The organism is Rheinheimera sp. WS51, assembly GCF_050936095.1.
GTDB lineage: Bacteria > Pseudomonadota > Gammaproteobacteria > Enterobacterales > Alteromonadaceae > Alishewanella.
Genome location: NZ_JBOTRC010000001.1, coordinates 724,206 through 741,994, shown reverse-complemented (window position 1 = coordinate 741,994; position 17,789 = coordinate 724,206). Strand labels below are relative to the sequence as shown.

The 17,789-nt window shown below is 42.3% G+C and carries 16 protein-coding genes; 5 read left to right on the top strand and 11 right to left on the bottom strand.

What is annotated here, in order from left to right; translation table 11 throughout:
* Window positions 1-5: 5 nt before the first annotated feature.
* Together ACRCA4_RS03430 and ACRCA4_RS03425 are read right to left on the bottom strand one after the other, a co-directional pair.
* A complete protein-coding gene (locus ACRCA4_RS03430; RefSeq protein WP_433184175.1) occupies window positions 6-503 on the bottom strand; it encodes a hypothetical protein in 498 nt (165 codons plus the stop codon).
* Between the two features lie 3 nt (window positions 504-506).
* A complete protein-coding gene (locus tag ACRCA4_RS03425; RefSeq protein ID WP_433184173.1) occupies window positions 507-815 on the bottom strand; it encodes a DUF883 domain-containing protein in 309 nt (102 codons plus the stop codon).
* 353 nt (window positions 816-1,168) lie between these two features.
* On the opposite strand from ACRCA4_RS03425, the gene ACRCA4_RS03420 reads away from it, so the two are divergent.
* Together ACRCA4_RS03420 and ACRCA4_RS03415 are read left to right on the top strand one after the other, a co-directional pair.
* Window positions 1,169-2,974 (top strand): DEAD/DEAH box helicase family protein, encoded by a 1,806-nt coding sequence (locus ACRCA4_RS03420; protein ID WP_433184170.1) that lies wholly within the window; start codon window positions 1,169-1,171, stop codon window positions 2,972-2,974.
* A 131-nt stretch (window positions 2,975-3,105) separates the two neighbouring features.
* Window positions 3,106-5,847 (top strand): DUF2339 domain-containing protein, encoded by a 2,742-nt coding sequence (locus tag ACRCA4_RS03415; RefSeq protein WP_433184167.1) that lies wholly within the window; start codon window positions 3,106-3,108, stop codon window positions 5,845-5,847.
* 32 nt (window positions 5,848-5,879) lie between these two features.
* Here the strand turns inward: ACRCA4_RS03415 and ACRCA4_RS03410 are convergent, their stop codons facing one another.
* Window positions 5,880-8,600, bottom strand: coding sequence for a choice-of-anchor B family protein (locus tag ACRCA4_RS03410; protein WP_433184165.1), 2,721 nt, complete (start codon window positions 8,598-8,600; stop codon window positions 5,880-5,882).
* 91 nt (window positions 8,601-8,691) lie between these two features.
* Here ACRCA4_RS03410 and ACRCA4_RS03405 point away from each other — a divergent pair, with 91 nt between their 5' ends.
* Entirely contained in the window at window positions 8,692-9,444 is a 753-nt protein-coding gene (locus ACRCA4_RS03405) for an MbnP family copper-binding protein (RefSeq protein ID WP_433184162.1), read from the top strand.
* A complete protein-coding gene (locus ACRCA4_RS03400; protein WP_433184159.1) occupies window positions 9,441-10,577 on the top strand; it encodes an MbnH family di-heme enzyme in 1,137 nt (378 codons plus the stop codon). The genes ACRCA4_RS03405 and ACRCA4_RS03400 overlap by 4 nt, the downstream gene beginning before the upstream one ends.
* A gap of 223 nt (window positions 10,578-10,800) precedes the next feature.
* Here the strand turns inward: ACRCA4_RS03400 and ACRCA4_RS03395 are convergent, their stop codons facing one another.
* From ACRCA4_RS03395 to ACRCA4_RS03380, 4 genes are all read right to left on the bottom strand, one after another.
* Window positions 10,801-11,358: a GNAT family N-acetyltransferase gene (locus ACRCA4_RS03395; protein ID WP_433184156.1), complete on the bottom strand. Its 558-nt coding sequence runs from the start codon at window positions 11,356-11,358 to the stop codon at window positions 10,801-10,803.
* A gap of 190 nt (window positions 11,359-11,548) precedes the next feature.
* On the bottom strand, window positions 11,549-11,938 hold the full coding sequence (locus ACRCA4_RS03390) for a cytochrome c oxidase assembly factor Coa1 family protein (protein ID WP_433184153.1): 390 nt from the start codon (window positions 11,936-11,938) through the stop codon (window positions 11,549-11,551).
* 340 nt (window positions 11,939-12,278) lie between these two features.
* The gene (locus tag ACRCA4_RS03385; RefSeq protein ID WP_433184150.1) at window positions 12,279-12,716 is read right to left on the bottom strand and encodes a hypothetical protein; all 438 of its coding nucleotides are present in this window, start codon (window positions 12,714-12,716) and stop codon (window positions 12,279-12,281) included.
* A 34-nt stretch (window positions 12,717-12,750) separates the two neighbouring features.
* Window positions 12,751-13,557 (bottom strand): alpha/beta fold hydrolase, encoded by an 807-nt coding sequence (locus ACRCA4_RS03380; protein WP_433184147.1) that lies wholly within the window; start codon window positions 13,555-13,557, stop codon window positions 12,751-12,753.
* An 86-nt stretch (window positions 13,558-13,643) separates the two neighbouring features.
* Between ACRCA4_RS03380 and ACRCA4_RS03375 the strand changes: the two genes are divergently transcribed.
* Window positions 13,644-13,847 carry a hypothetical protein gene (locus tag ACRCA4_RS03375; protein WP_433184144.1) on the top strand — a complete coding sequence of 68 codons (204 nt, stop codon included), beginning with the start codon at window positions 13,644-13,646 and terminating at the stop codon, window positions 13,845-13,847.
* A gap of 79 nt (window positions 13,848-13,926) precedes the next feature.
* Here the strand turns inward: ACRCA4_RS03375 and ACRCA4_RS03370 are convergent, their stop codons facing one another.
* The 4 genes from ACRCA4_RS03370 to ACRCA4_RS03355 form a co-directional block, all read right to left on the bottom strand.
* A complete protein-coding gene (locus ACRCA4_RS03370; protein ID WP_433184141.1) occupies window positions 13,927-14,340 on the bottom strand; it encodes a helix-turn-helix domain-containing protein in 414 nt (137 codons plus the stop codon).
* 882 nt (window positions 14,341-15,222) lie between these two features.
* A complete protein-coding gene (locus tag ACRCA4_RS03365) occupies window positions 15,223-15,897 on the bottom strand; it encodes a hypothetical protein (RefSeq protein WP_433184138.1) in 675 nt (224 codons plus the stop codon).
* 22 nt (window positions 15,898-15,919) lie between these two features.
* Window positions 15,920-16,924: a serine hydrolase domain-containing protein gene (locus ACRCA4_RS03360; RefSeq protein ID WP_433184135.1), complete on the bottom strand. Its 1,005-nt coding sequence runs from the start codon at window positions 16,922-16,924 to the stop codon at window positions 15,920-15,922.
* Window positions 16,925-17,159: 235 nt separating this feature from the next.
* Window positions 17,160-17,549 (bottom strand): hypothetical protein, encoded by a 390-nt coding sequence (locus ACRCA4_RS03355; protein ID WP_433184132.1) that lies wholly within the window; start codon window positions 17,547-17,549, stop codon window positions 17,160-17,162.
* Window positions 17,550-17,789 lie beyond the last annotated feature (240 nt).

Here is a 17,789-nt window from a genome sequence, read left to right as displayed (position 1 = left end):
GCCCGCTAATCTGAGCTTTTATTAGAACAAGTTTGCTTTTGACCCAATAACTGTTCAACTTGGATAAGGGTTTGTCTTAAACCCACTTGCTTAAATAGATAGCGCATACTGCGCCAACACCAAATTAAAGCGATAACTTGCAATACTAATAGCACTGCTACTGTCAGCAAAAGAGAGTCAAACAACTGAAACAGTGCCGCACCGATTAAAGTTAAAACACTGGCCCAAAGCATTACAAGCCCCACACCAAAGCAAACTAAAATAGCAATGGCTAATGTTAAACTCTTAACAGACAGAGCCCATTCTGCTTTGGCTTGTTGCTTAACTAAAGCGGTTTGCTCCTTATATTGCTGCGCTACCGAACTGGCTAACGCAGCAATTTCAGCAACATCGTCTAGCGTTTTATTTAAAGCTGAGGCCTGTTTTGTATCTGTAGTCCTGCTTGTATCAGTATCTGCATCACTACTGGGTGTCGATGTTTGCTGAATATTTTGCTCTGACATTAATTACTTTCCACGGCGCAGCAATGAGGTTAATAAAACGCCTGCGGCAAATGCAATACCAGCTGTTGCAAGTGGGTTTTCAGTTGCAAAACTGCGGGTTCGTTGATAGCCGGTTTCTAACTGAGACATCACTTGTTCTTGACGCTGATGAAATGCCTCATTTGATTCTGCCGCCGTCTTACGCAGTGTTTGCTCAGCTCCTGCTGCTTTGCTAGACAATGCATCTACAGCGTCATGTGCCGCAGCAGTTGCTTTTTCAGTAATAGGTGCGGAATCATTAGTTGAAGCTTTTTGAGTTGTTGAGTTAGCCATAATGTACCTCCTTAAAATATAAGACTAGCAGTACTTGAGTACAGCCCCAATGTTCTGCTTGTACTTATTTTTGTAGCAAAGAATAAGCCAAGAAAAATAACCTAAATAAATCAAAATCTTACACTAATTCATTCCTTTTTTATATTAGGTTTTATATTTAATACCAGTAGATGTTACGGCTAAGCTGTAATCTTTACATAGTGACATTTTTTATCTTTTTTGTCACAGCACCTATCTCTTGCGGTACTTAGTAATGTACTCACTCAATACTAAGGCAAAATTAGAGCCGTTATTACTGACAGGATTTGTTAATATATCGGCTCTGTAACTTAGCCTTTAAAAAGTCATGCTAAATGAATGCGCCATTTAAGCTGCGGCCATATCAGCAAGAAGCTGTTGATGCCACATTAAAACACTTTCGACAATCTGATCATTCAGCGGTAATAGTGCTGCCAACAGGTGCAGGCAAAAGTTTGGTTATTGCTGAATTAGCCCGCTTAGCACGACGTAAAATTTTGGTGCTAGCCCATGTTAAAGAGCTAGTTGAACAGAATCATGCTAAGTATCAAAGTTATGGTTTAGTTGGCGGTATTTTCTCTGCAGGGTTAAATCGCAAGGACAATTATCATCAAGTAACCTTTGCCAGTGTTCAATCGGTAGCGGCAAACCTTAGCCAGTTTAAAAATGAATACTCCTTGCTTATTATCGATGAATGTCATCGAGTCAGTGGTGAAGATAGCAGCCAGTATCAACGTATAATTAAGCAGTTGCGCCAGCAAAATAGCGGCCTAAAAGTACTAGGCCTTACAGCTACCCCTTATCGTTTAGGGATGGGCTGGATTTATCGTTATCACTATCGTGGCTTTGTTAGAGCTGAACAAGACAAGCCTTTTACCTATTGTATAAATGAACTGCCGTTAAATTATATGATTAATAAAGGCTATCTAACTAAGCCTTTGCTAATTGATGCTGCTGTAGCGCAGTATGATTTTTCAGCCTTAACAGCAAACCGTTTTGGCGACTACGCTGAAAAAGAGGTTAACCAGCTGCTGACTAAACATCAGCGTGTTACCCAAGCGATTATTGAACAAGTAATAGAGCTAGCCGCTAAGCGACAAGCGGTTATGATTTTTGCTGCAACAGTGGCGCACGCTAAAGAAATCAGTGGTTATCTACCACCGCAACAAACAGCACTAATTACAGGTGCAACCGATCAACTACAACGCGATCACCTGATCCTGAAATTTAAACAGCGAAAGTTAAAATATTTAGTGAATGTCTCAGTACTCACTACGGGGTTCGATGCCCCTCATGTCGATTTCATTGCTATTTTACGCCCTACACAGTCAGTCAGTTTATATCAACAAATTGTCGGGCGCGGCCTGCGTTTAAGCGAGGCTAAACAAGATTGCCTAGTAATAGATTACGCCGGTAATAATATCAATTTGTATCACCCAGAAGTCGGCGAGAAAAAGCCTAACCTCGACAGTGAGCCGGTGCAGGTATTATGCCCAAGTTGTGGCTTTGCTAATATATTTTGGGGTAAAACAGACAGTTCAGGCCAGATAATAGAACACTATGGACGCCGCTGTCAGGGGCTGCTAGCGCTTGATAACGATGACGAGCAAGACGCGACACTTTTTAGCCCAATCCAGTGTGATTACCGTTTTCGTTTTAAAGAGTGCCCGCACTGTGGCAGCGAAAATGATATAGCCGCCCGCAATTGCCAGCAATGTAAAAAAGCCATTATTGATCCTGATGATCAGTTACGTGATGCACTAAAACTAAAAAACGCTATGGTTATTCGCTGTGCAGGAATAACCTTAAATAGCCAAACAGTGGAAAATACGGCTTTAAGCAATAAAGCCAGTAGCAATAAAGCTAAGCTAAAAGTGACTTATCACGGTGAAGATGGCGAAGAGCTTAGTGAATGGTTCGATTTTAGTAACCCAGCTCAGCGCAACATCTTCAATAAGCTGTTCGGACGACGTTTAGCGAATAGCCAAGCGCCACAAGCGTTTACCAAACTTGAACAAGTATTGGCTGTACAAAGCTTATTAGCTGCGCCTGATTTTGTTATTGCTCGTAAAGTAAAACACTACTGGCAAGTGCAAGAGCGAATTTTTGATTATCAAGGCCACTACCGAAAAGCTTATTAAATATAACAGCTAATTTACATGCGGCTATTGAACATAAAGGTTATTCACCCTAACCTAGCGACTCTTGTACACACAACTTTTGTACACTTTGCCATATTAAGCAACTGCTTAAATTGATTAATGGAATAAGCATGGAAACTATTGTTTTAGTTATTGTCCTTTTAAGCTTAGCTATCGTTATTGGTGGCATTTTAGGTTGGGTGGCTTTTTTTAAGGTTAATGCATTAAGCGAGGCATACCAACAATTATCAGCCGACTTTAATAAGCTAAAGCAACAAGTCACTGAGCAAACAGCCAGCCTGCAATCTAGCGATAGCCTAAGTAGCAGTAATATAGCTACTAGCAATATAAGTACTCGTAATCAAAGCTCTAGCAATCTAAGCACCAGTAATCTAAGCACTAGCAACAAAACGCAATTGAGCTCCAGTCAACTTAATGCCCCACACCTAGCAAAGGCTGCACTTGAACCGCAGCAACAAGCTGTACCCGCTAAGCCTCTCGTTGCCCCTTCTTCTACAGCGCGGCCAAAACAGCCTGTTGTTAAGGCTAAACCCAAATGGCTTGTTTCTATAATAGACAACTGGATGATCTGGCTAGGCGGTATTTCTGTAGGTTTAGCGGGAATATTTATGGTTAAGCACAGTATTAATATGGGACTGCTTGGCCCTAAAACACAAATTAGCCTAGCAATTATTAGTGGTGTATTACTGCACATTATTGCTAATGGCTTACGCCGTCGTAATGGCAAAAGCGATCCTGTTTTTGCATCACTCGCTGGGGGCGCCAGCATTACGCTTTATGCAGCCTTATTGGCTGGCTTACATATGTATCAGCTAATTACACCAGGCTGGGCTTTTGCTTTGTTAGCTTTAGTGTCATTAGCTACCATGGCTTTATCTTTGGTTCACGGCCCTCTATTAGCAATATTAGGCTTAATAGCCGCTTATGTTGTTCCTCTTTTTGTTAGCTCTAGCAGTGGCAATATCGTATCAGCGTTAATTTACGTTTTAATTATTAGTGGCTCGGCCCTTATTTTATTACGCTTTGTATTTCGGCCTTGGCTATGGTGGAGCATTATTATTGGCACTATGGGTTGGTGGCTTATTTCAATCCTCGCGTATGACGCTGATAGTTTTAGAGCAATTTATCTCGCCCTATTTGCATGGGCCTTACTAGCACTACCTCATTTTGACTGGTTATTACAGGCTAAAAGCAAAAATCTACTAAAAGCATTAGATGCTAAAAATATACAAATCCATCAATACAGTTTCTCATTAAATCAAATCGCTTTATCTGTTGTCATCTTAGGTTGGGCTGTATCGCTTTTTGTTCTTGGCTATAAGCCTTGGCATGTCGAGTCTATGACGTCTTTTATTACTTGGGCACCCTTAGTGGCAGTATTAATGTTAGCTTCTACTAAGCGACAAAGTTTTTGGGCCCTGCCCTGGTTAAGCCTTATACTTCATATCGCGGCTTGGATTGCTATGGTTTTGAAGTCAAACTTAACAGGCTATCAATTTCAACCCTTAGCTGCAGATTTACAACAGAGCTTCTTATACTACGCCAGTTTAATGAGCTTACTTTTCAGTGCCTTATCTGCTTGGCAATGGCGTTTTTATGGCTTTAGCCACCCAAGAGTCTCGTTAACACTGTTAACCCCTTTAATTTGGCTAGCATTAGCTTATGTGTATATTGATGGTTTATCACAGTCACTGCACTGGAGCTTTTTTGCACTTAGTTTTGCCTTTATCTATGCCGCGGTAGCCGCTTGGCGTTTACATAAAAACCCGAAAGATAATATTGCACTTTGGCTAACCCTTGCCACTCATTTTGCCTATTCCCTTGCTGCGGTTATATACTTGCGCGAAGCTTTATTATCATTAGTCATTGCGGCCCAACTACTATCTTTAGCCTATTTAATTAGGCGTTATCAATTAGCTTGGCTAGAAATATTGCTTAAAGCTATGGTTGCCATTGTTGTATTACGGCTAACATTTAACCCTTGGTTAGCGGACTACCCTACTGATGTTCATTGGTCTTTATACACTTATGGTGGCGCCACACTTTTTGCCTTTTTAGCGAGTAGGCAACTGAGTGCTAACAACGAAAAAGCACAGCTTAAAGTTTGGCTTGAAGCCGCGTCACTACACTTGTTAGTGCTAACCATTGGCACTGAACTACGCTATTGGCTTTATCAAGGTGATATTTTTAGTTCACAATACCATTTAGTTGAATCAGCAATAAATAGCTCTTTATGGGCGGCATTAGGTTTAACTTATTATTATCGTGCTAGCCTGAGTAAAAGTTTAAAAGGCTTTTACTTACTCAGCGCAAAACTACTACTAGGCTTAGCTGCGGCCAGTTACTTTATTAGTTTAAGCTATAACAACCCTTGGTTTAGTGGCGAACTTGTCTCTAGTACCGCTTTATTTAATATACTGTTATTGGCGTATGGCGCCCCGATAATATGGGCTTTACTGGTCGCTTATTATTATGATCCTCGTTATAAAAAACTTGCCTTACAACTTGCCGGCTTAGCCAGTTTTATATTTATCACTATAGAAATCCGCCAGCTATGGCAAGGAAGTGATCTCTCGTTAAATAATGCCACGAGTGACGGTGAGGTTTATACCTACTCGGTGATCTGGATGCTAATGTCTATTCCTGCGGTGTTATTTGGCGCCCGCAAAAAGATACAGCAACTGTATAAAGTGGGTTTAGTATTATTGTTGGTTGTTATTGGTAAAATATTTCTAATTGATATGGCCGGATTAGATGGCTTATGGCGCGTTGCTTCCTTTATGGGACTTGGCCTAACCTTGTTGGCTTTAGCTTGGTTTTATAAGCGAATTAAAGCTGAAACTGAAGCTTAGTCTCAGCAGGTTAGGCCTAGTTGTTGTTACAATTACTGCCGGCGGCGCCAAGCGTATAAGCTTATTAGTAATAGTAGGCTTATAGGTGCGCTGCTACCACCGGATTTGTTATCTTGGTTATCCTCTGCTGGCAAGGCTACAACTGTTACCAGTACCGTTGCATGACTACTAGCCCCTCGGCTGTCTGTAGCGCTTACTCTTAACGATAATGCCGCGCTACTAGCCGGTGCAACAAAAGATACCGTATTCGTGGTCGCATTTTGTAAATTAACGTTAGTACCACTTACTTGTTGCCATTGATATTCAATATTGTCATTTTCAGCATCAACCGCGGTTGCCGTTATACTTACGTTTTGACTGGCATTAACTTCTATATTTTCTAAACCACTGATCTGTGGTGCGGTATTAAGATCATTGTCTAATATAGTAATGCTTAGGCTATTGTTAGGCGAAATAACACTAGCATCAACACTGTGTATTTGCGCCGTAAAGACTTCGTCTTGCTCTTGCTCTGTGTCATCAAGCAAGCTAATGGTAAAGCTTTTATCACTACTATCACCATCAGCCCAGCTTAGCTGGCCGCTAATATCAATATAATCTGTCTCGGCTTGTGCTGTGCCTTCAGCTAATGAATAAGCCACGCTAATAGCGCCATCACTACCGGCTAAACGCTGTACAGTAACGTCTACACTTTCACCTTCCAGTGCCTCTATACTTTGTGCCACTATGCTTAATGTACCTGGCCGCGCCGGCTCGGTACCAAAAGTTATGGTTGCCATCGCTGGGGAGGCTAATGTCACGCCACCTTGGGGGTCGAATAAGCGGACAAAAACACTCCGACGCCCATCTTCGCCTCGGTCTAAAGTCGCTAACGAAATGAGTTTATCGTTATGATCATTAGCCGACCAATTTAAGCGACCTGAAATAGCTTCGTAATCTGTGCCTTGTTCTGCGCTACCGGCCAAGCTGTGATAAGCCACACTCACTGCTCCCGAGCCTGTTGGACGTTGCACTTTTATTTGGGCAACCTGGCCTGGTGTAACTTCTATAGCCGACTGGCTGAACGATAAAGTGCCGGCGGCTGTCTCTTTAGTGTTATCCGCTAAAATATACAAACCCGAGTTAATATCACTGCCTAAAACTACACCCGAGGGTAAGTAAGGATAGGTTCCCCACATGCCGTTAAAAGCAGCGCCATCAGAAGGTAAGAAGGTATCAAAATAGCCTGCCTCTATAGGCGAAGCCGGATTACTAATATCCAGTATGGTTAAACCACGTTGGTAATTGGACATATAATAACGATTGCCCCGAACAAACCCATTATGATCAATTGCTCTTGTTGGGCCACGCCATACCGACTGCAAAACAGGGTTGCGTAAGTCATCTAATGCAAAAATATGTAAGGTAGTTTTTAGCGAAAAGTCTACTTCGTCCAATTCGTCGTGCACAAACAAGTAACGGTTATCTTCTGTGGCCCAGCCAGAGTGAACATATGAAGCTTGATCATAACTAAATTGCGCAAGCTTGCTTGGCTCATTAGCAATAGAAGCATCCCATAATTTGACTTCTTGTTCGTTAAAGTCAAATAACAGCTGACACGGGCTTTGCTTACAATCACTAATTGCTCGGTTATCGGTAATTTCTAGGGTTGCAACATCATGAGTATAGTCAGAGCGTAATGCGGTATTTTGCTGCCATACAGGGCTAAGCTGGGTAGGGTTAGCCAAAGATAAAGTAGTTACTGCACCGCGCTGAGTATTTTGACCAACAATATGTAACAAAGGTGCAGCCGCACTATTGCGGGTATTAGTGCTATAGTCGATACCGCTAATAAAAACATTATGGCTCGATGTCACCCCTCTATAAGTTGCAGCAAGTGAAATGTCACTCGGTAATCTTGTCAGATCAATAATTTGAATACCATCACTTCCCTCTGACGACACATAAGCATAGGCTTGCCAGCGGCGAAGCGCCTGATCAAAGTATTGATACACTTTAATATCACGCCAGCTGGTCGTAGAACCTCTAATAATCCCTGTCACTTGAGGCGCATCGGGTGTTGCTAAATTAACAACAGCCGTACCATTAGTTAAGCCTATTAACGCATATTCAGTGCCGGTATTTAAATCAACATGGCCCCAAATATCATTAGCGGCAGAAGGTCGCGTACTAAAGTCAGCTAAAGCAACATGGCCAACTAAATCAATATTACTACAGCTGAAGTTGCCGGCTTTGCCATCCACACATTGCTGTGCACTTTGCGAGGTTTGTAAACTTTGATGCTGAGCCAATTTAGTCTGTAATGCTGCAGACACAGTTGCTTTGCCATCTCGTAAGCTATAAAAGCCGCGCTGTTGTAGTTGCTCTTGTAGCTCAGCAGGCACACCACCTAAGGTGGTATGGTTAATTTCTGGTGCTTGTAATTGGTAATGGTCAATGCGGCTATAACCACCTAGTACGGGTACAATTTCACTGATCAGATAAAATAGCTGATCTTCATCAGCCAGCGAATAGTGCCCTGCTGCAACCAAAACTTTATCACCTTTATTGGCTTGTTTAACCGCATAGCCAATGCTTTGACAAGGCCGAAGTGGTTTATCACAGCGGCCAATATCTTGGCCATCTATCGCAACAAAGCGTGCTTTATCATGCTCAGCATGAGCCTCTGCATTTTGTGGCATCAGCGCTAATGTTATCGCACTCGCCGCAAGCAAGCCTTGCGCTAGCCTTAAAAAGGTAAAGTTTACAGGCACAGGCAACTCCTAAGGTGTTTATTGGCTCTCGACCAATTTTAGTATTTCAGGTATTGTTAGCGGCCTGTTATTGTTATGCAAGTGTTTATTTATGTTAAAACAAGTTGTTTATTTGTTTTTCGCCCTGTCATTATCGCTAGTTACCGCCTGCAGCCCAGATAATTCAGGCACTAAGGCCTCCACTATTAGCTTGCAACTTTTTTTCAATGGCCAACCTCTTCATTGTCAGCACATGCTGAATATTGCCGAACAAGAATGGCAATTACAGCAGTTTCAGCTTTATTTAAGCGAATTTAGCCTTAATAATAAAACCATAAACCTCGCTTCAGAGCCTGTTAATCAACAAGCTACTATCGCCTTATTAGGCACTGTTTGCGATAACAACGATCAATGGCAACTGCAATTTAACCAACCACTTAATGATGGCCAATTAAGCTTTTTAGTTGGTGTTCCGGCTAGGCTTAATCACCAAGATCCGCTTCGCGCAGCGGCGCCTTTAAATCAAAGTGATATGTTTTGGAGCTGGCAAAGTGGTTATAAATATTTACGCTTAGAGCTCGGCGCGGTGGATCAACAATGGGCCTTACATCTAGGTGCTACTGGCTGTCATTCTGCAAGTGCGCTTCGGCCACCTACAGCGCCCTGCACATCGCCTAACCTAGCCAGAATTCAAGTAAACTATAAAGTCGGCCAACAGCTACAATTCGATTTAGCCCCTGTTATAAGCGATATTACTTTATCGGCAGATAACCATTGCATGGCCGATCCTAACCGACTGAGTTGCCAACAATTATTGCCAAGACTAGGCATCAATAACCAAGCTGTCGGCTGGAGCACGCAATGAGGCTAGCACTAGTACTGTTGCTAATATCAATGCAAATGATGCTAACTAGCTGCACTAAACCCGAGCCAGCTTATCAATGGCAATTACCACCAGGGTTTCCTGAACCTGTAGTGCCCTCTGATAACCCCATGTCGGCGGCTAAAGTCGAGCTAGGCCGTTATTTGTTTTACGATACCGCCTTATCGAGTAATCAAAGCCAAAGCTGTGCCAGTTGTCACCAACAGCAACACGCCTTTGCCGAGCCAAAAAAAGTGTCAAAAGGCAGCACAGGCCAACCTCATAGGCGTAATGCACAAGCTTTAGTTAATGTGGCTTACAATAATAGTTTTACTTGGGCCCATGATGGCTTAGCCCATATAGAATCTCAGCTGCTTATCCCTTTATTTGGTGATGCGCCAATAGAGTTAGGGGCAGCAGGCCAAGAACAAGCCATATTAGCGCGATTAAACCGACAACCTTACCCTGAATTATTTAAAAAAGCCTTCGCTAGTAATAAGCCAGACTTTAGCCAAGTTGTTGCGGCGCTTAGCAGCTTTACCCGCTCACTACTTTCTTTTAACTCGCGTTTTGATCGCTACGCCTACCAACAAGATGATAGCGCTTTAAGCCAAGAAGAATTAATGGGGTTAGACTTATTTTTCTCAGAGCGTTTAGAGTGTCACCACTGTCATGGCGGCTTTAATTTTACCCAAGCAACCAGCCATCAGCGTCAACCCTTAGACCGGCGCCCCTTTCATAATACCGGATTATATTACACACAACGGACAGACTTAGCCGATATGGGCTATCCACAACACGATACCGGCTTAAGCGAAGTCAGCTTAAACCCCGCTGATGACGGCCGTTTTCGTGCCCCAACCTTGCGCAATATTGCATTAAGCGCACCTTATATGCACGATGGCAGCCTAGCGACACTAGAGCAAGTTATTGATTTTTATGCCGCTGGCGGCTTAGTCAGCACTATCGATGGCCAAATTAGTGATGGCCGACAACACCCAGCCAAAAGCAGTTTTGTTCGCGGTTTTAACCTAACAACAGAAGAGAAACAAGCCCTACTCGCCTTTTTACACAGCTTAAGTGATCCCAGTTTTACCACTAACCCCGCCTATAGCAATCCTTGGCTAAGTCCATAGAGGAAAGCACTATTTAAATTGAATAACGCAGCTGTATAAAAGCTAATTCCAGCCAAATTAGTCTATTATATTAAAACCTTTGCCCACTCATTTGGATACGCAAACCAGCAGAATAGATGACATCTTCGCTTGGACATGGATATTACTCCATCAAAAACTAAAGGCCTACGCAGGACTAACTTGTGAGCGTCACAGGGGCCTAGGCCCCAAATAATGCGGATTGTTATGTTGCACTGAACTCTGAGCGGAGCAAGCCGAAACATTTGAGATCGTGAAATTTATTCTTCCAATATCCACACTCACGCCGAACTCCTTCTTCTTTAAATCCAAGCCGACGGAGTAATGATTCAGAGGCACTATTACCAAGAACTGTATCTGCTTGAATTCGATGTAATTCTCCACAAGGCAAAGCCCCCGAAAACCCTGCACTAATAATGGCACGCACAGCCTCTAAGGAGTAACCTTGCCGCCAAAGCTCAGGGAGCAGATCATAACCAATAATCGCATTACGCATTTTGCTACTCCACGAATTGAAGCCACAAGTGCCTATCACTCGACCAGATGACTTTAAGCGGATAGCCCATCTAATACCTTGTTTTTCTTCATATCTTGACGTAAAAAGATTAATTAAATTGGCAGCTTGACTGTACTCACTAAATACATCTAAATCGTAATACTCAACTACAGATGGATTGGAAAACAAATTAAACAGATCAGCTTCATCTTCTAGACGCAGCTCTGAAAGCAATAACCGCTCAGTTTCTAGTAATGGAAATACCATCTAAATTCCTTTTTTAACAAAACGCCCGCATTCAACGGCTTATATGCTGCAATGTACTATTATACTGAGATATTTCAGCTAATACCGCTGAGATAAATTGTTCAGCACCATCAACACCGATAAAAACGCGCACTATGAGGAGCGGGTATGTGCGAAAGTTTGTGAAGCAAATGCACAAACGAGCGGATCTTTATGAGTTATTCTCACTGTCAATTACAATGATTCGATTACCATCGTTTTCGGGCGCAACTATAAGCTTATACAAAGTCCACTCACCCGCATGCCGAGTAGCGTAAACATATACCTTAGCTGCAGACACTTCTCCACTAATCGAATACTCGATAGTTGCGCTGCCTTCAGGACCATTTATATTTACATTGCCAAGAACATACCAACTAGGGTCTATAACTTTCCCTATTTTTTCGATAACCATCGGGTTATCTCGAACTGCCTGGAGTGATATATCATATGCTTCGCCCTTCATCATTTTCATGACGAGAACGACAATACCTGAGATAAAGGAAGCCATTACGCAGAATGCTAACAACCCGATCAAAATCCATTTAAAATTTCCTTTCATCAAAATCCTTTCCACAAGCAACACAACGAGAATTACTTAACGAACAGTTTGCACACATTTCCCATGCCGTATTGCAATAATAAGTTTCAGTACTGCTATCATTGGGAGCCCAACATTTTTCGCATAGAGGGCATGACTTAAACGACCTGTACCGTTCATTTTTACATGACGGGTTACAAAATAGCGGTTCAACTTGCATTTAGAAACAAGCACTCCTTTCTCTAACATTGTAAGCACATAACGTCTGCCTCATTTGCCGGAGGCTGTTGGCGGATGTTGTGCAGGCTTTTGCACAAAAGGTAACAACGACCGGAGGTCAAATACAGCCCTTGTTATGCGCTCAGGGCATGTCAAAACAACTGAAACTATTTTTCTTGATATTGCCAGTTTCATTTAATTGAAATTTTAAAAATCTGCTTGAACACTCAGAGCTCTGCCAAGGCTTGCAATCTGTGTACGAAATTGTACAGGTTTCGTTATAGCAACCGTAAGACACCATATTTTTACTGTGACTGGAATTGAACTCAATTATTGAAGCTATAACCGCACCAACCGTCTGCACAGGCTTACCATCACATGAATAGTTTTCTTCTAATATCTGAATATTTGCATGTGTAAGAACCTTTTCAAGCATCTGGCTCTTATCTGATTTATCTTGGGTTTCATGGTAAGAGTGAATCCACTCGATTGCAATCCCAAGTCCTATACATAAAGCTAGAGTTGCTAAATATACTAGTTTCCTAAACATTTCTATCCTTTCGCATAACGCCCAAAGCATCCGCGCTGCTGTTTGGCGTCGGTGCCTTTGCTTGCTAGTGTTTTTCCAACTTTTGTATGAGGGCTAAAAGCTCGTTCACAACCAATTCTGGCTCATCCACCTGAATAAAATGACCACTTTTTGCTGTTAGAACAGTCTTTCCCTGCGGAAATGCACCTGTCCAGCTTTGCCATAGTTCACCCCACATGTTCCTGCCTTGATCAGTAAAAAATAAATTAGCAGGATTAATTGTTTTCCTGACAGAAGCAATAACTGTTACAGGCATATCTTTAATCTGTGGATAATCAGGGAGCGGCCTTTTACTCCAAAAATCGAGATACTGGTTCGACATACCCTCAGCCATGTCATCCAGTTTGATTTGAGCAATTTCTTGGTTTCCTTTTTCCAAATCAATTGCCCGCAATATATCAACATCATGTTCAGAGGATGGGTCTAACATTAATAGCGCTTTTATTTGTTTTGGATAAGCTGCGGCGAACTCTCTCGCAACGCTGCCACCATATGAATGAGCAACTAAAATAACAGGCTGTTTAACATTCAATTTAACTAAAAGCTCGCTTGCATAGTTGGCGTAATCATTAGACGTAAAATGTCGTTTAATCGCCGTCGATTTGCCATTGCCTACTCTGGAATAGCGAATAACCGTGGCATGCTCGGCTATTTGGTTAAAAACTGAGTCCCAATCCGACATTCCAGCGCCACCACCGGCTTCCAACAAAACAGTATGCTTACCCTGTCCCGAAACTTCGTACTCGAGCTCGAACTCGTTAACACTGAGCAGGTTTGGCTGGGCAGAGAGTGAAAAGGATAACGTAATGGCAATTAATAAGCTGAACTTCAACATTCCTCCTAATAACACAAACGCCAAGCCCACGGGCGGAAAAACGTCTTAATGTTTGACGTCTCAGCGACCGAAAGGAGTGAGTGATGCGTCTTGTTATGTTTAAAACACATAAAAATACACCGCTCCTAAAACTAACTGGCTTTAAGCCCGTCGTCTTGAATAGTGCCAGCAACAGGTTAACCGATGAATGTCTGGTGCCCCTGCTGTCAGCAAGGATGCTGAAATCAGCTGGCTATCGACTGGCAACCATGATGATAGATGAAGCAGAGTATCTTGCCGATGGATAACTAACTGGCCGCTAACGCGGCCAGAAGATCGGTTTTACCTATTGACTCCTAGAAGGCTCATATGTGTTATGTAGCTAATTTACCAATACTTTTTGCGATCGATGTAATATTTCATTGTCGCAAAAATATAAGCCATTAGAAAGAATGCAGGAGTGGCAAAAATATCAGGTTTAATAATCCATGATAAGATACCAAGAGTTAAACAAAAAAACTCCATACTTAACACTTGCTTTCTCGCTTTAACTCCCCAAAAAAACCACCTTACAAAAGGTGATTCTGATTTCCATGATTCTGAATTTTTGTCTATCACTATAATTTCCTCTTTTAGTTTAGAAATATCTATTTCAAAAACAGAGGCGAGCGATTTAAGAGATTCAATACTGGCTTTATTGCCACTTTCAATTCGTTGAATTGTTCTGGTACTTAAACCAGACATTATTGCAAGTTGCTCTTGAGACCAATTTCGTTTCTCTCGTAATTTTTTAACTATCATAAAATACCCTCGTCCATCTGTGAGGAAAACTTAACTTATCAACATTGTTGGCGGCTACGAAATATACCTGACAGTGACACGACATCCGACGCTTTAGCTACATAACGCCCGCCACAAACGCGAGCAAATTGTTGCGAGTCGAGCCCCCGCAGGGCGCGTTTGTGCAGGCGGTTGCTAGTTGCCATCTTTTACCTTTGTACCGAGAGTTACATACCAACAACCAACAAATGCGCATACAGAATAAAGTGATATCCGAATAAAGTATGACCGCGGGTTGTCATTAAGAGTGTAAATATTGCCTCGTCTAATAATCTGTCCACTTTGAACAGCATCAATGAGATTTCCGAGATAGATGTACGCAATAATACAAGCTAGCAATCTGATTATGATTGAAGCCAATAACGGCACTTCAATTAATACTAGCCCCATCCTTTTCTTCACGTCTAATCCCTCAGATTACATTCGCCAACTAACGAGGCTGTAGAAAAGCCATTCCTGACCATTCAACGCATCGCTTTTTTAACCATTTAATAATGGCCATAACTTTGCCCTGAGCTATAGGTTTTTGCAACATTTATTAATCAATGCATTAACCTTGTCAGTTTTGATTTTTCAGTGCTGTGATGAAGCGTTATTAATGGCTGAGCAGAGCTTATTTTTGCTAGCGGCTTTAAGCCCGTCGTCTTGAATAGTGCCAGCAACAGGTTAACCGATGAATGTCTGGTGCCCCTGCTGTCAGCAAGGATGCTGAAATCAGCTGGCTATCGACTGGCAACCATGATGATAGATGAAGCAGAGTATCTTGCTGATGGATAACTAACTGGCCGCTAACGCGGCCAGAAGTTCGGTTTTACCTATTGACTCCGAGAAGGCTCATATGTGTTAGTTTTTTTTACAGTTCTGCTTCCACTCTTTAAACAGCGATTTCACGGTTTCGCTGACTTCGCTACGAAGATGTAGATCATGAGCTTGTAGCTCATATTCATAAAATATGGATTCAAAATTAATTGTTTGTTTGCAGCTAAAGCTGCCTGCCGATTCAGAGCAATGGCCTATATACCAGTCCGCTGGAATAGCTTTGCTTGGATTCTTCAAGGGTTCAGATCGAACAAGGTGCCACATAAAAAGAGGCTTGTGATACTCATAAACACGATAAAAAGGCAGATTGGGATCTTTTTCCACATACACGGTATCTGTTCTGTCGTAAACGTTCCAAGCGGCTTCAGCCATTCCATTAGGATTGCCAATCTGGGAGCTTGCATATGCCAACCCCGTGAGCTCGTGCTCAAAATTCACCCCATTGTTCTTGATATGGCTTAATGTGTATCCCGAAACCTTTGCCTTAATATTTTGAGCTGGAATGTATATCAATTCTTGACCATCCGAACTATCGAGCTCGTCAGCGATAGGTGCAAGAAATGCTTTCATAAATGAACTGTCCGGTGAAAAACTAGATGGATAGCAAATTTTAGTATCATCAAGTTGCACTTTTGTAAGGCTTTCGGCATAAGTAACTTGCGTGCTAATAATCACCAAGATAATGAGATAAAACTTCATACTTCTCCTGAAAGCTAACGCTTCAATCAGCCGACGCCGCCGCGGTCGGCTGCATTGAATTGTTTGGTAACTCTGCGCCCTCGCCAAGCAATATGGGCAATATATGATTTCTGCTTAGCTGATGGTGCGTGGCATTTTTATATTTATCGTCATGAGCATTTAGCAACAAAACAATTAAGAGATTTCGATTCGGAACAAACTGAATCAAAGCGGTGTAGCCGTAATCAGTGCTGCCACCCATCTGAATGATGGATTCACCACTGATTTCTACCTGCGCTAAACTCCCCAGCAACCATCGTTCATTTGCTTTAGAAAAAGCTAAGCTTGGCGCCCCTGCAGGGAACATCGCTCCGTTTTTAAGTGCAGCAGACCAAATAGCCAAATCATCAATTGAAGTAACCATACCACCAGCCCCAATTAGCGCCCAGGTTAAGCCTTTCTCAAAAGTGGTACGGCCTTGGTCATCTCCCCCATAGCCTCGAGCTAGGTGACTTGAAGATACCAGTTTATCTTGATAGAAACCTGTATTACCCAAGCTTAACGGAGTCAATAAGTTGTCGTGAACATAATCCTGAAATGGTTGTTCGCTCACTTTCTCTACGACAGCAGCCAAAAGAGTGTACGCTGCATTGGAATACGCAATTTTCTCGCCAGGCTTAGCAATTAACGGCATAGATAAGATTCTGTTCTCAGCCTCGGCTTTATCCATCAACTCAAAGTCAGAATCATTGTGGAAGTTATCCAAGCCACTTGAATGCCCCAATAACTGCACAATGGTTATAGGCTTTACTTCATCAGAGGCCGTTGGATAAAAATCTCCAATCGTGTCAGAAAGCTGTAGTTTTTCATTCTGGGCAAGTTGTAGCACTGCGGCTGCCGTAAACGTTTTCGCAATTGACCCCATATCAGAGATAGCGGCGGCACTATTTTTCACGAAGCCTTCTCTATCTTCACAACCATAAGCACTTTTAAATAAAACAGTTTTATCATCGGCAACCAGTACCAGCCCATCAAAAGTACCCGCCATATGTACTCGTCGAAGTTCATCAGCTAATCTAGTGGTAACCTTGTTGTCCAATTGAACGATTGAAGACACATTACGACAGTCAGGTACGCCACTGCAGCCTGAAAGGGCTAGGACAATTGAAAAAATGCTCATTCGATACATAGTATTCCTAAGTTACCAACGCCGCAAGCAAAGGCGCGCGTAAGCGCGTCCAGTGGAGCGAAGCGGAACGATTTTGCCTTACCTTGTTATGGCTTTACTCATGACGGCCTTCATGATCCCAAAGTATAAAGGTTTGATTTTCAGTGGACGACATAGATTCTATGAGTCGTTCATTATTAAAAGTTGGAATCTCTTGAAGACGCTGTAGTAATTCACCAGCCCCAGTGGCCTCACTAGGATAAGTTATAACTCCGTCTTTAGTTGCCAAATGCCACCACACATCTTCAACAAATGGACCTTCATCGGTTGTTTCCACTGCAACGCCAATAAGTTCATTCCAAGCAATAGACTGTGGTTCCTTTTCTGTCCAATGTGCCCACACATTATTTTCGTCAAACCAAACCTTTACAGCGGCATAGGGACTTTTTTCACTTTGCTTCGCGTCTTCTTTATTACTGAAGAGCGAAGATATCCATTTAAACATTCGGAGTCTCCTTGTAGCCATAACGAGGCTGTAGAAAAAGCCATTCATGACCATTCAACGCATCGCTTTTTTATCAATTTAATAATGGCCATAACTTTGCCCTGAGCTATAGGTTTTTGCAACATTTATTAATCAATGCATTAACTTTGTAAGTTTTGATTTTCAGTGCTGTGATGAAGCGTTATTAATGGTTTAACAGGGCTTTTTTGGGCTAAATGTGGGGTAACTACGCCGTTAATT